Below are 12626 nucleotides of genomic sequence, written 5' to 3' on the forward strand. Positions count from 1 at the left end.
CGGTCGGGACTGTTGAAGGGCGCGCGACATCAGCCGACGCACCGCGTGCGTCGGCTGGTCGGCGAGGCTGGGTTAGGTGCCGGTGTGCAGGCTCGGCGCGAGCTGCTCGCGCACGACGTTGCGGTCGACGGCGATCTGCTCGGCGTCGCGGGCGACGAGCGAGCGCAGCTCGGCGAGCCCGCGGTCGTCGACGATGGTCACGCTCGCGCGGATGGCGTCGATCTCGTCGGCGCGCATCCGGCGAGCCTTGGCGGTGAGGTCCTCGACGTCGGTCTCGGCTAGCTCGATTTCCTGCGTGATCCTCGCTCGCAGGTCGTCGCTGATTTCGGTGTCGCTGCCGGCCGTGGCACCGCCGAGGTGCGCCCGCGCGTACAGGGCGAACACGCGTGCCTGCTGCGCCTCGGCGGCTGTGTAGAGCGAGGCCTCGATCGTTCCTGGGGGAAGTGGTTCGCCTCGGTAGCCGTGCAGGCGCCAGTCGAGGACGATCAGCGGGTTGTCGACGCCGTACAGCTCAAGGTCGGCGGCGAGGGCCGAGCGTGGCAGCACGTACAGCTCGATCCCGAGGTCGGTTCGCTGCGTGATCCGGTAGGACGGGCCGAGGCCCGGTTCGTCGGTGATCTCGGTGCCGATGATCTCGACGCGCATTCAGGCACTCCTCACGGCTAGCCAATGGATGTCGATCTCGGCGCCGCGAGACCAGTTGAACTGAAAACCCCGGTTGTCGTAGCGGCTGACTCCCCACGTGACGCCGTCCTGCGGCGCACCAGTGATGAGGGAGCAGTGCGGGACCGGGCTGCCGACGGTGATCGCTGCGCCGTAGTCGATCCGCACCGAGAACGCGCCCGGCGCGATGTGGAGGAGACCGACGCCGATCATGCGCGTGGCGGACATGCCACGCGGCATCACGCCGTCGATGAACAGCTTTCCGCCGCCCTCGGCGTTCAGGCTCGCCGAGGCGTTGGCGTCGCCGAACTGTTTGCCCAGGAACCAAGAGCCGCCCTTGCGCAGGATCAGGTCAACGCGGCCCGAGCTGTTGCCGACCTGCTCGGCGGACAGCGCCCACAGAGTGCCGTCCTCACGAGCGTGCACAGTCGGCTCGAACCCTGGTGCCCCGGCAAGGCCCGTGAAGTGGATTCCGGGATAGCCGCCGAACGCGCTCGACGTGACGATTGCCCGGACACCAGTCGTTCCGGTGCGCAGGGTGCCCGCGATGTCGGCGGCGCCGGTCGCCCCGGAAATCTCGACGGTGCGGGTCCCGGCGGAGTTCCACGCGTGAATGCCGTCCTCGTCGAGCTGCACGCGCGGGTCGTCGGCCGAGGTGCGGAGCGTGGCGCCGGTGATGGTCTTGCCGTCGATAGCATCGGCGGCGATCTTGCTCGCGGTGATCGCTCCGGCGCGGATGGCTCCGGCGGTGACCGAGCCGACGGCGAGCTGATCGACGGTGATGCTGTTCGCGACGATCTTGTCGCCGTAGATCGGTTTGCCGACGAGGTCGGGCGGCACGAGCGGGCGCGTGCTGATCGTCGCGGGGTCGGACGCGGCCGAGGTGTTGCCGCTGCGGTCGGCGGCGATGAAGAGGAAGCGGCGGCCCTGGTTGTACGGCTGGTCGGTGACGACGATGCCCCCGGCGCCTTCGAGCTGCCCGACGCGTACCGGACCGGTCGAGGCGGGCGGCTGCACGGTGAGCGTGCCAACGGATGCCTGCGGCCATTCGAGGTAAACCCCGGCGGCCGTGCCGTCCAGCTCGGCGGCCTCGGACTCGGTGAGCGTGTCGGTGTGCACGGAAGTTCCATTGACGAACACCTCAACCGCACGGCCGCGCACCGCTAGGGCGAGCGTGAGCCCGTCGAGCGATGCCCCGGCGGGCAACGTCAGCAGTACCTCGCGGTTGCTGGTCGCAGCGTCGACGTAGAGCACAAGTGGGTTCGCCGTGTTGTTGCGGCGTACCAACGCATACACGGCCCGTTCCTTGTAGGGCCACTCCTGTGACGGTCCTGGGGCGTACCGGGCGTAGACCCCGGCGCGGTACTGCGTGCCGACCTTGAGATCAGCGGCGGTGACCGTGTAGTCCCGCGCTCCGGTATCCCTGGTCGCCAACAGGTCCGAGCCACCGGTGATGGTGAGCTTGTTGCCCGCCACGGTGTACGCGGGCGCTCCACCGCTGGAGGAGTGCAGGACCGTCCACAGTGCAGGATCGAGCTTGTTGTCGCTGTAGGTCCAGGTGTCCGACCACAGTGGGGCGTCGCTGCTCGCCTGCATCCACACGTCGACGTGTGAGAAGTCGCTCGGCATGACTTCACCTGCGGCGCCCTTGCCGTCCCAGTCGACATGGATTACGCCGAGCCTGGTCGACAGGCGCGGCGCCGATGGCCGCGGTGGTGCCTCGGCGTCGGCGGCGATGGTGACGGCGTAGGTGTTCGACCACGGGCCGATGACCCCGGCGCGGCTGATGGCGCGGACCTTGAACGCCCATTCGGTGCCGACGTCGTAGGGCGAGCTGGTCGCTGTGTTGTCGGGATGCTGGGTTTCGGTGAGCTTGGACCAGGTGAGCCCGGCGACGTTGGGCCGCTGGTACAGCTCGTAGCGAGCGACCTCGATCGCCGTGCCGTCGGTGGCCTTATCGACGGTGCCCCACGTGGCGGTGATCTGCCCTCGCGCGGCGCCGTCGGAGTCGAGGTAGGCCGAGGTCGCGACGATCAGCCCGGCCGGTGCGGCGGGGTCGCGCGGGTCCGGGCCTTCCGGTGCCGGACGGGTGCCCGAGCCGCCGCCTGCGGTCGAGCCTCCGACGATGCCCGCGGTGCGCTTGGCGAGCCGCAAGTCTCGTTCGAGGAACCGGTCATTCAAGACGAGGTTGCCGCCGAGCGTGCCCGCCTGGTCGCGGGTGAGGGTGATCTGCCGGACCCGCAGTGACGCGAGCACCCCGCCGTCGCCGGGGGCGAGCACGTAGTCGCCGGGCTGGTAGTCCCGTAGCGGCAACCACTTCGCGGCACCGAAGGACACGGCGCGGGTGATCTGCACGCGTTCGCGGCCGGTGCGGTCGAGTTCGGCCTGCGCGAGCAGCCGCATGGTGCCCTCGTCGCGCACGCCGCCTTGAGTGATGAAGCTTTCCCAACGGCCCCAGGGGGTTGGAGCGTTGGGGTTGGTGAGTTCGAGCCGGGCAGTGCCCTCGCCTTTGACGTAGACAGCGGACGCGAGTTCCTCGAACGTGCCCTCGTCCGGGGCGTCGGTGACGTCGCGACCGAGGCGCAGGTCGACGGGTGCGTCGCCGGCTGCGAGGTCACGGGCGAGCACGGTGTCGGCGTTGAAAACCCGCAGCGTGCGGCCGGTCATGACCCAGTCGACGACGCCCTGCTCGGCGAGATTGTCGAGCACGGTCAGCACGTCGATACCGGGTTCGTAAGCGATCGTGAGCACTTTCGCCCACGGCTGCCCGCCGCTGTCGGTGCTCGGCGTGAAGTCGACCGCGAGACCAGGCAGCACGCCACGGGCCTTGGCCTCGCCGAGCAGCGTCGCGAGCACGGTGCCCGCCGTCGCCGACAGGAACGGGCGCTTGCCCTCGGCGTTGTCGTGCTGGGAGGAGAACAACCGGGCCTTACGCAGCATCCACGCGTAGGCGGGCAGCTCGAACGACCGCGTCCCGGTCGGGTCAACGACGTTGCCCGTGCGTTTGATGCGCAGGAACCGCCCGCCGAGGATCTCTGACCATGCCCCGGCGGTCGGGTCGTAGGCCTCGACGGCGACCTCGACCGGGTTCGCGAGCAGGGCGGCGCCCGGTGCGCCGAGCGCGTAGGACAGCCGCAGCGAGCCGACGTCGTCGAGCGGCACGGCCACGTCGAGCGAGAGCGGCGTCGGCAGCACGCCGAGACGCGGACCGTTCGGCGCGTGTGCGACGAGACGCACGTCGAAGCTCACAGGTACGCCCTTCTCGCTCGCAGCTCGACGAGCGTGGTGTCGCTTGTGCCGGTGCCCTCGATGAGCACCTGCACACCACGGTCGTGTGCCGATGTCACCGCCCGTGGTGTGAGCGCCAGGAACCGCGAGCCCGAGCCGGGGCCACCGGTGACGACGCGCCCGGTCGCGTTCGCCTCGGTGCCGTCGAGCGACACCGACGGCGCCTCGTGCGCATCCATCCGTCCGCAGTGCACGCGCAGCGCCCGCCCGGTAGCGAGGGCGCCGGAGTAGCCGACCCATCCGCCGGTGGCGGTGTCGGTAATCCGCAGATCGGTCACCGGTCCGGTGATCCGCAGGACGGCGTCGACGACGGGCGCGGTCGCTCCGTCGAGGATCTCGACCCGCTGAACTGCGCCGATCGTGCGCGTGGTCCAGGCGGACGCCGTCGAATCGCGCCAGTACACGCCGGGCACGCGCAGCACCACGGCGAGCCGGGCACGAGCGGCACCGATCCACACCTGCGGTTCGGACGCGGAGATCACCGCGGCCTCGGCGGCGACCTCGCCGGTACCGGGTGCGGCCCGGTATCGGACGTCGAGCAGCCGGTGCCGCACCCCGAACAGCGCGTACAGGGCTTGCAGGTTGGCGTCGAGCCCGGCGGCGCCACGGTCGACGCCGTCTGGGCCGACGCCCCGCACTCCGAGGTGCAGGCCGATCGTGGTCGCCTCGACGTCCTCGCCGACCATCGGCAGCACACCAGCGCGACCGGGCACGGCGACGGACGCGGCCCGCACGCCGGGCAACGGGCGGACCTGCGTCCCGGTGAGCAACTTCCAGCAGCCCGAGGGGTGATCGAGCGTGACACCGTCCACTGTGTACGTCGCCAGGTCAGATCACCCCCAGCGCGCCCGCGTACTGCAACGATCGGTTGACCGTCGTCGAGGTCGGTTCGGCCTGCGGGTAGTGGTTGGTCACGTGCACCACCGGACCCGCAGCACGACGCGGGTCGAACGGATCCAGCGAGCCCGAGCCTGTACCGGTCGGCGTGGCAAGCCGTGGCGCCGGAATGACCACCTTGGGAATCGGCGGAAGTGCTGCCATGTCAAGGAAAGCGCGGTCCACCGCACCCGACATGCGGCCAAGTCCGACGACGAGCCCCTCGCCGACGTGCACGCCTGCCTCGGCTGCGAGCCTCGACGGTGAGCGGATGCCGAAGAAGTCCAGCACCGACCCCCACGCCGATTTGACCATCCCGAGCAGCTTGTCGCGGATGGCGCCCGCCATCGAGGAGAAGCCGTTGAGCAGGCCTCGGATGATGTTCACGCCGGTGTCGTGCAGCAGACGGCCGAGGTCGCCGAGCGCGCCGAGGATGCGCTGCGGGATGCCCCGCAGCCAGTCGACCGCCTCGGACCACTTCTGAACGATCCAGTCCTTGACCTGGCCGAACCAGGCGCCCACCTTGGCGGGCAGCGAGCCGAGCCAGCCGACCGCGTCGAGCACCCACTGCACCGCGAGCCGGACCCCGGCAACGATGAGGTCCCAGTGCTTGATGATCAGGCCCGGCAGGGACCAGTTGAGGAACAGCCACAGCAGGAAGTCGACGGCCGACTTCACGGCGTTGACGATCCATTCCCACGCTGTGCGTCCGGCTTGAACCAGCCAGTCCCAGGCGGCGCCGACGGCCGCAACGATGGTGTCCCAGTTGGTCACGATCAGCACGACGAGTGCGATCGTTGCCGCGACCAGCAGCGCCCACGGGTTGATCATCATGAGGACGTTCAGCACGCGGACGGCGACGCCGACGACCTGAAACGCTTGCGCCGCAGCGTAAAGACCGATCGCGAGCGGGCCGAGCCACACCATGTTTTCCGAGAGGAACGTCGCCAGGTCCAGCAGCAGCGGAGTAGCGACGATCAGGGCGGCGGTGAGCACCGAACCGAGCTGCGTCGCGAGCTGCGCGAAACCGGGCACGAGCGCGACGACCACCGGGGCGAGTTGCCGCAGCGCGGTCAGCACCACGCCGGTGACCACGCCCGAGACCGTGCCGAGCAGTGACGCGAGCGAGGCGAGCGCTTGCTGTCCCTCGAACGACTCCAGGAACCCGCGCACCATGCCCGTGACCCGCGTGAGCGTGTCGAGCAGGCTCGCCCCGCCGGTGTCCAACGCGCCGTAGACGGCGCCCACGATGCCGAACAGGTTGCCGAACACGTCGCCGAGCTGCCCCAGCGTGGAAATGCCGGCCGAGATCCACTCGCCGAGCCGACCGCTTTCCCTTGCCTGGCTTACGAATTCGGCCGCTGACTGTGCGGCCGAGCCGAACCCGTCCGTCATGCCGGGCAGGAACGTCGTCCCGACCGCGACCAGGTCGAGCAGGATCGACACGAGCGGCTGCACCACCGTGGTGGTGTTGCCGATCGACGTCCGGATCTGCCCGAAGATCCCCGAGACGGTCTGTACCTGGTTGGCCTCGGCGAGGAAACCGGCCGTCCCGCGCGCTGCGGTGTTGAACTCCGCGGTGATCCCCGATAGCCCGGATTTCAGCACGGGCAGGTAGCCGCTGCCGAGTGCCCGCATGTCGTCGGCGAGCCCGGCGAACAGGTTCTCTTGCGTCTCCTGCTTGACGGCCTTCCACGCCGGAGCGAGGTCCCGCACGGCGAGCGCGGTAGAACGTGCTGCGGGCGAGAGCTTTTCGAGGCTCTGCGCGAACTTCTCCGGATCGTCCATTGAGGACATGGCATCGCCGAACCCGGACATGCCGACCTTGGCGGCGAACATGCCGACACCGACCGCGACACCGATAGCGGGCAGCAGCGCCAGGGCGCCGCCGAGCGAGGCGACGATCGGCACGACCCCGTGCACGACCGACGACGCGGTCGCCACGTTGGACATTGACAGCGCGAGGCGCCCGAACGACGTGCCCGCCCGGTTGCCGACGTCCTCGACCTTGTCGGCGTACTCGCGGAGCCTGCCGAGCCCGGCGCCGAACCCCTTGCCCGAGGCCTCGCCCTCGGCGACGAACCGCCCGCGCAGGTCCCGCAGGCGGCCGTTGGCGTCGCGGCTGAACTTGTCGAGGTCGCCTCGGCTCTTGGCGAGGCCTCGGTTCCAGCCGCTTCCGTCGATCTTGAGGAACCCGACCAGTTCGCCGATGGTCAACGCCACGGGGCATCACCCCCGGCGGCTGGACGGGCGCCTACCGGTGGCGCGGCTGGTGTTCCGGGGGCGCGAACGCGCGGGCGAGCCTGGACTCGCAGGACAGCAGCCCGGCGACGCGGACCCGCAGCCACCGCCACGACCGGGCGGCGAGAATGCCCGACTCGACGTCGACGCCGTAGACCTGATGCAGGTCAGCCTCGACGAGCTGCCGGCGTTCTAGGACTTCCGCCCACGTGCGGCCGTCGCCTTCGTCGTGGTCGAGCGGGTCCGGGTCGTACCACTCGCGGAGCCCTGTCGCCGGGTCGATCGGTCCGCCGCGCGTCGCGTCGTCCGATTCCCGGCCGTCTGGTTTGGGGAGCCTGCCGCGTTCCAGTAGGCCTCTGCGGTCTCCCGGTTGAACGCGGCATCGAGCCACGCCGTCATGCCCGCGACCTTGAGCACCGGCCACGGCACCCGGTCGGCGAGCATCTCGTCGTAGACCGGGCCGAGCGCCCGCGCGAACAGGTCGGCCTCTTCGTCGTCGTCGAGCGCGACCTCGTCGGGGTTGAACGAGATGCCGGCCTCGGCGGCTTTCGCGGCCTGCGCCGCCACAGCAGCGAGCCGCTGAAACCGCAGACCGGTCTCGGCGTCCACCGGTGGCACGACGTAGGTCTTTCCCTTGTAGGGCAACGACAGATCAGCGTCGAGCACCTCTGACAGATCAACGAACGCCATCAGGCGACCTCCTTGCCCGTCTCGGCGACGCTCGTGCCCGCCGGGGCTGTTGCTGGGTTGGGGATCTCGACCGGGGCGCCCTGCCCGTTCAGGGTGAAGTTGAACGGCTCAAGGTCGGTCTTGCCGCCACCCTTGGTGAACCCGGACACCGTCGAGGTGCCCTCGTAGGCGTCGGGTGAGCCGTCCTTGCGGTACCAGCGGACGTGCAGGTTCGCGGCGAACCCGACGATGCGCGCGGCCTTGCGGATGGCTTCCTGTCCGGGGTCCGGGGTGAACGCCTGCGCGTCGGTGCGCTTGCGCTTGCCCTCGGCCTCGATCGACCAGGTCCGTTGTGTGACAACGGAACTACCCCAGCCGTCATCGTCGAACGAGCCGTCGTCTTCGGTGTTGTCGTCGGTGGTCTCGGTGAAGCTGGTCAAGCCACCGATGCGCGTCCACTGGGGTGCGGTCGCCCCTGCGGCACGGGTGTCGACTTCAAGGGTCCAATCCTTTGCCAGCAAAGAACGTAGAGCCACTAGGCAGCCTCCTAGCTGCGGTGTCGGCTGGGCCGATGGGCGGTCAGTTGGTAGGTGTCGGCGTGCTCGTAGCGGCCGGACTGGTCGCGGCTCATCGGCACCGACGAGGTGCGCATCGCGAGGTGGACCAAGGCGCCGCCGAGGTCGAGGTGAGTCGCGCCGTGCAGTAGGTCGAACACGTCGTCGAGTCGGTCGAGTGCCTCGCGCGGGTCGGGTCCGCCGCAGCGGGTGCGGACTTGCAGGCCGAGCACGCTGTCGGCCTGGTCGACGTCGTCGACCAGCGGATACAGGGAGAGCACCAGGACCCGCGCCGGTGCGGCGGGCACGGTGCCGATGACGATGCCGACCTCGGATTCGAGGTAGCTGCCGGCCCGGCGGTAGATCCCGATGCCCTCGGCGGCGAGGTGCTCGGCGAGGCCGTGCGCGAGGGTGCGCGTCCAGCTCACGTGCCGAGCGCCTTGCGTAGCTGCGCCTGCACCAGGCGGGCGACGACGTCGGCCTCGGACGCGAGCGCACGTTCGAGGTACTTCGGCCCACCGGTGCGGTGGTGGTAGTCGAGTTCCTCATGCTGCCTTGCGGCATACGGGGTGTCGTAGGAAACGGCCGCGGTGAGCGCGTCGGGGTCGTGGCTCGCCGTCGCCGAGTTCCGCAGCGCCGCCGTGTCCAGCGGCGCCAGGTCCACCGACACGCCGCGCACGTGCTCGGCGCCGAGCGCCAGGCCGCGCGCGGCGCCCTGGCGGGCCTGCTCAGTGACAGCCGCGCCGCTCCACTCGACGCGCACCTGACCACTGCCCGTGACCTCTACTGGCACGTTCTCCTCCTGCCGTGAATCTCGCTGGAAGAAGGCGCGCCGGAGGGGCATCATTGACCGATGTCGACCCCGCAAACGCCGCTGCACCAGCCGTCAATCGAGTTCTATCGGAGCTACCACTATTCGAGATGTGCCTACGTTGTGAAGAAGAGTCGCGATGTCGCGGGCGTTGAGGCGCTCTACGACACTGCGCTCAACAACGGTTTGGCGGCGATTGTCGCTAGCGCGTGGCCGGGTGACGAACTTTCCGGCAAACAGGTGAAAGCGGCAAAGGGTCTTCTGGATGTTCTTTCAGAGAAAGCGAAGAACGGTTCCACAACCGATCCGACCGAAAAACTGGATCGTTATCGGGTGCGCGTGGTTGGAATCAGTGTAGACAGCGCGGGTGTCATCACGCTTACGGTGTCGCGGTGGTCTGCGGTCGATGAGCCGAAGCCGTCTCAGATTCCGCATTGGGACAGTTATCCTCCGCATGACGTGGTGAAGATCGACACCGTGACCCTGCGTGCTGCGATCGAGATCGTCTACCCGGTACGTCATGGCCGACTTTCGAAAGGCGAACTCAACATATCCCACGTTGAGGCTCTCGTCGCGCTGTCCGAACACCCGATATTGGGCGGATTCCTAAACGAGGAAATTGACGACCAGTTGCTAACGGAACACGCTCGTGACGCGTGGCTACAGGGCAGTGCAGCTGATTACGTGACATTCCTAGGTGACGAGGAGGTCGCGCGTAGAATCGAAACCGCTGATGACTACCTGCCGTTTGACCCAAAGGACCGGTTGACTTCCGAGCCACTTCAGGAGTGCCCGGTGTGTTGGAACGACACGATGGTATGCGGCAGCTCCGACGTGTTTGGAATGGGAATCGGTGCCGGTACCTGTGTCGTATGCGGCTACACGCGAAGTGCTGCTATCGCCGACGACGAAGCGATGAACTGGAAAATGCAAAACCTGCCCGAGGACTGATTCGTCGGTCGCGGTCACGACAGCGCGATCTCGATGTGCGACCACGTCGACAGGTGTTCGAATACGCTCGTGGTGATCACGCGCCCGGTGCGTTCGAGCGGTGTTCCCTGCCAGACGGTGACTTTCGAGCTGACCGGGATGCGCACGCCCGGTCGCGTGCGCACGGTGGACTCGCTCACGAGTTCCTCGCCGGACTGGTTGCGGACCAGGCGGCGCCGGTCCTCGACGAACACCTCGCGGACGACGACCGGGTCGCCCCACACGTCGCCGTAGGCGCCGGTGCCGAGGTAGGGGCGAACGGTGACGGTGTGCGGGAGCAGCACGGCGGGAATCTGCACGGCTTCACCTCGTAACCTGTTGTGTCACAGTGGTTTTCCGTAACCAGTTGCCCACCGATCCGGCGCGATCGGGAACTGCGAGAGCAACCCAGCCGTGGTGAGGATGCGCACCGCGTTCGGTGCGATGTCGGACGGCACGGCGGGGTCGGCACGCTTGAGCCGAACCGTGCCGATCTGCGACTCGCTGTACTGCCCGGCGGCGCCGACCGGGTCGCCGGTCTCGTGCCACCACTCGACCACCGCGCAGGTCGCGCGGCGCAGCGCGTCGCGTTCCTCGGCGCCGGTCGGGTAGCCCTGCGCGTCGACCGCGTACACGGCGGCGAGCAGGTGCGAGTCGACCAGCTCCGAGGCACGGGCGAGGCGTCGCGGCGAGTCCTCGGTGACCACGTGGGCGCCCGCGTAGTCGCGCAGCTCGTCCACAGTGGCGTACACCCGCACGGCTACGCCTCGGGTTCGGCGTCGGGGTCGTCGAGCAGCCGGGCGAGGTCGTCGCGCGAGAGGCTCTCGGCGTCCTCGCGGGTGTAGCCGCGCGTCAGGGCGTAGGCGACCCATTCGGACTTGCGGGCGCTGCGGGCCGGCCTCACCGGGGGCAGGGTGCCCTCGACGGACTCGACGGGCTCCCACACCTGCGGGAGCCCGTCGAGCCGGTCGGCCATCCACGAGCCCGGTTCGGGCACGTGCACCTCGCCGGTGCGGCGGTTGCGGTAGGAGAGCATCAGGCACCCGCCTTGCGCTTGATCAGAACGGCGCGCTTGGGGTCCAGCGTCTTGACGCCCATGAGCGCGTCAATGCTGACGACGTCCTGCTTCTTGCTCATGTCGTAGCCGTAGATCACCCGCAGGCCAAGGCCCTTGTAGTTCACGACGGAGCCCTGCCCGGCGCCGATGCCTCGCGGTAGCGCCATCGTGCGGGTTGCGAGGGCGAACGCCTCGCGCCGGAACGCGACCGAAACGTCGTCCTTGATGTTCTGGCTCATGTAGTTGTCGAAACCACGCTTGCGGCCGATCGAGGCCTCGCGCAGCGCGGTCCCGTCGTCGCCGACCTGCTGCGCCTGAACAAACAGCGGGTCCTTTTGGAACAGTGCCGTCAACGTCGGGCTTTCGACCGCCCGGCGCTCAGCGGTCGGAACGTTCGCGCTGTTGAGGATCAGCCCGGCGTCCACCAGTACATCCGACGGGTTAGGTGCCGTCGCGTTGTACTCGACGGTCTGCGTGATGTCGGCGCGCAGGCCGAGCACGAGCCGGTCGGCGTACTGCGCAATGGCCTCCATCGCAGGCTGTAGGAACTGCTCACGGAAATCGGTAATGCGCATCGTCCAGTCCTCGGACGTGACCGCGAACGACACGTCGGGGACCTTGTCGAGCGTGAGCGTGGTCGAGCCCTCGCGGGCCTCCTGCAACTGGATTCCGGTCTGACGGTTGAACTCGTTGACCTGGAACACAGCAGGCTTGCGGATCGTGATCGTGTCACCGCTGTTGCCCGTGAAGTCGCCTTCGTAGTCACGGTGCACGAGCCCTGCCATGACGGTCTGTTCGTACAGGGTCGCGATCGCTTCGCGGGCGATCACGTCCACGGTGAGAAGCTGGTTGGGCAAGGTCAGTTACCCCTCTTCCGGGTGCGCTTGATGTAGTCCTCGACCGACAGCGAGCCGAGGTCGTCGGAGGTGGTCGGCGAGCCGCCGGTGATCTCTCCGCCGCTGCGCTGCGGAGCGGCGGGAGTTGTTGCGAGCCTTGGGTTTGCCTTCACGGCGTCGGCGATGGCGGCGGCGACCTGCTCGCCGAACTTCGCGTCGGCGGGGTCGAGGTCGGCGACGCGGCGCCGGAACGCGGTCGAGTCGAGTAGCGCGTCGGGGTCGGCGTTCGCGGCGGGCGCGGCTCGGAACACGGCCAGGTCGACCGCGCGCTCGCGCGCCTCGGTCTGCGCGGCGGTGAGCTGGTCGGTGACCTGCTCGACGGTCGGCGGGGTGCCCGCGGTGCCGATGCCGAGTGCGGCGGCGATCTTGTCGACGACGCCCTGCTGCCCCTCGGCCTTGCTGCGCCACTCGTCCAGCTCAGCGCGCAGCGCCTCGACGTCCGGCGCGTTCTGCTCCGGCGGCGTGGTCGCTGCGCCGGTGCCCTCGTCGCCAGGCGGCGGGGCGATCGGGTCGCCGGTGGACTCCGGCAACGTCTCGGTCGGGGCACCCTCGCCGGTCTCGGCGGAGACGGGTGCGGACATGGGCAGACCTCCTAGGCCAGC

At 69.0% G+C, this 12626-nt stretch carries 15 protein-coding genes; 2 read left to right on the plus strand and 13 right to left on the minus strand.

Annotation, left to right across the window (positions count from 1 at the left end):
• Positions 1-72: 72 nt before the first annotated feature.
• Genes BLR21_RS21595 through BLR21_RS21610 form a run of 4 tightly spaced genes read right to left on the minus strand, consistent with a single transcriptional unit; the run spans position 73 to position 7050 of the window.
• A complete protein-coding gene (locus BLR21_RS21595) occupies positions 73-645 on the minus strand; it encodes a hypothetical protein (RefSeq protein ID WP_090007611.1) in 573 nt (190 codons plus the stop codon).
• Positions 646-3912: a hypothetical protein gene (locus tag BLR21_RS21600; protein ID WP_090007612.1), complete on the minus strand. Its 3267-nt coding sequence runs from the start codon at positions 3910-3912 to the stop codon at positions 646-648.
• Complete coding sequence (locus BLR21_RS21605; protein ID WP_090007613.1) at positions 3909-4763, minus strand: hypothetical protein; 855 nt, start codon at positions 4761-4763, stop codon at positions 3909-3911. Before BLR21_RS21605 ends, BLR21_RS21600 begins: the two co-directional genes overlap by 4 nt.
• Positions 4764-4779: 16 nt before the next feature.
• A complete protein-coding gene (locus tag BLR21_RS21610; protein ID WP_090007614.1) occupies positions 4780-7050 on the minus strand; it encodes a phage tail protein in 2271 nt (756 codons plus the stop codon).
• Between BLR21_RS21610 and BLR21_RS42640 the strand changes: the two genes are divergently transcribed.
• Complete coding sequence (locus tag BLR21_RS42640) at positions 7037-7264, plus strand: hypothetical protein (protein ID WP_156213033.1); 228 nt, start codon at positions 7037-7039, stop codon at positions 7262-7264. The two genes, BLR21_RS21610 and BLR21_RS42640, sit on opposite strands and share 14 nt — an antisense overlap.
• Here BLR21_RS42640 and BLR21_RS42645 read toward each other — a convergent pair.
• The 4 genes from BLR21_RS42645 to BLR21_RS21630 are packed head-to-tail and all read right to left on the minus strand — an operon-like array spanning position 7261 to position 9084.
• Positions 7261-7758 (minus strand): DUF7426 family protein, encoded by a 498-nt coding sequence (locus BLR21_RS42645; protein ID WP_176929732.1) that lies wholly within the window; start codon positions 7756-7758, stop codon positions 7261-7263. The two genes, BLR21_RS42640 and BLR21_RS42645, sit on opposite strands and share 4 nt — an antisense overlap.
• Complete coding sequence (locus tag BLR21_RS21620) at positions 7758-8273, minus strand: phage tail tube protein (RefSeq protein WP_420843902.1); 516 nt, start codon at positions 8271-8273, stop codon at positions 7758-7760. Before BLR21_RS21620 ends, BLR21_RS42645 begins: the two co-directional genes overlap by 1 nt.
• An 11-nt stretch (positions 8274-8284) precedes the next feature.
• Positions 8285-8719 (minus strand): minor capsid protein, encoded by a 435-nt coding sequence (locus BLR21_RS21625; RefSeq protein ID WP_090007617.1) that lies wholly within the window; start codon positions 8717-8719, stop codon positions 8285-8287.
• Positions 8716-9084, minus strand: a complete 369-nt coding sequence (locus BLR21_RS21630) for a minor capsid protein (RefSeq protein WP_218130921.1) — start codon at positions 9082-9084, stop codon at positions 8716-8718. The genes BLR21_RS21625 and BLR21_RS21630 overlap by 4 nt, the downstream gene beginning before the upstream one ends.
• A gap of 60 nt (positions 9085-9144) precedes the next feature.
• Here BLR21_RS21630 and BLR21_RS41730 point away from each other — a divergent pair, with 60 nt between their 5' ends.
• Positions 9145-10053 carry a hypothetical protein gene (locus tag BLR21_RS41730; protein WP_143027807.1) on the plus strand — a complete coding sequence of 303 codons (909 nt, stop codon included), beginning with the start codon at positions 9145-9147 and terminating at the stop codon, positions 10051-10053.
• A gap of 14 nt (positions 10054-10067) precedes the next feature.
• On the opposite strand, the gene BLR21_RS21640 is transcribed toward BLR21_RS41730, so the two are convergent.
• Genes BLR21_RS21640 through BLR21_RS21660 form a run of 5 tightly spaced genes read right to left on the minus strand, consistent with a single transcriptional unit; the run spans position 10068 to position 12605 of the window.
• A complete protein-coding gene (locus tag BLR21_RS21640; RefSeq protein WP_090007620.1) occupies positions 10068-10391 on the minus strand; it encodes a hypothetical protein in 324 nt (107 codons plus the stop codon).
• 24 nt (positions 10392-10415) lie between these two features.
• Entirely contained in the window at positions 10416-10829 is a 414-nt protein-coding gene (locus tag BLR21_RS21645; RefSeq protein ID WP_143027808.1) for a hypothetical protein, read from the minus strand.
• A 2-nt stretch (positions 10830-10831) separates the two neighbouring features.
• Complete coding sequence (locus BLR21_RS21650; protein ID WP_090007622.1) at positions 10832-11107, minus strand: hypothetical protein; 276 nt, start codon at positions 11105-11107, stop codon at positions 10832-10834.
• Positions 11107-11985: a major capsid protein gene (locus tag BLR21_RS21655; protein ID WP_045311419.1), complete on the minus strand. Its 879-nt coding sequence runs from the start codon at positions 11983-11985 to the stop codon at positions 11107-11109. The genes BLR21_RS21650 and BLR21_RS21655 overlap by 1 nt, the downstream gene beginning before the upstream one ends.
• Before the next feature lie 2 nt (positions 11986-11987).
• On the minus strand, positions 11988-12605 hold the full coding sequence (locus BLR21_RS21660) for a hypothetical protein (RefSeq protein WP_090007623.1): 618 nt from the start codon (positions 12603-12605) through the stop codon (positions 11988-11990).
• Between the last annotated feature and the right edge of the window lie 21 nt (positions 12606-12626).

Source organism: Lentzea albidocapillata subsp. violacea (genome assembly GCF_900100275.1).
Lineage (GTDB): Bacteria > Actinomycetota > Actinomycetes > Mycobacteriales > Pseudonocardiaceae > Lentzea > Lentzea violacea.

Coding starts and splice junctions, on each gene's coding strand:
- BLR21_RS21595 (WP_090007611.1), bottom strand. CDS start 645: ATGCGCGTCGAGATCATCGGCACCGAGATCACCGACGAACCGGGCCTC.
- BLR21_RS42640 (WP_156213033.1), top strand. CDS start 7,037: ATGGTCAACGCCACGGGGCATCACCCCCGGCGGCTGGACGGGCGCCTA.
- BLR21_RS42645 (WP_176929732.1), bottom strand. CDS start 7,758: ATGGCGTTCGTTGATCTGTCAGAGGTGCTCGACGCTGATCTGTCGTTG.
- BLR21_RS41730 (WP_143027807.1), top strand. CDS start 9,145: ATGTCGACCCCGCAAACGCCGCTGCACCAGCCGTCAATCGAGTTCTAT.
- BLR21_RS21650 (WP_090007622.1), bottom strand. CDS start 11,107: ATGCTCTCCTACCGCAACCGCCGCACCGGCGAGGTGCACGTGCCCGAA.
- BLR21_RS21660 (WP_090007623.1), bottom strand. CDS start 12,605: ATGTCCGCACCCGTCTCCGCCGAGACCGGCGAGGGTGCCCCGACCGAG.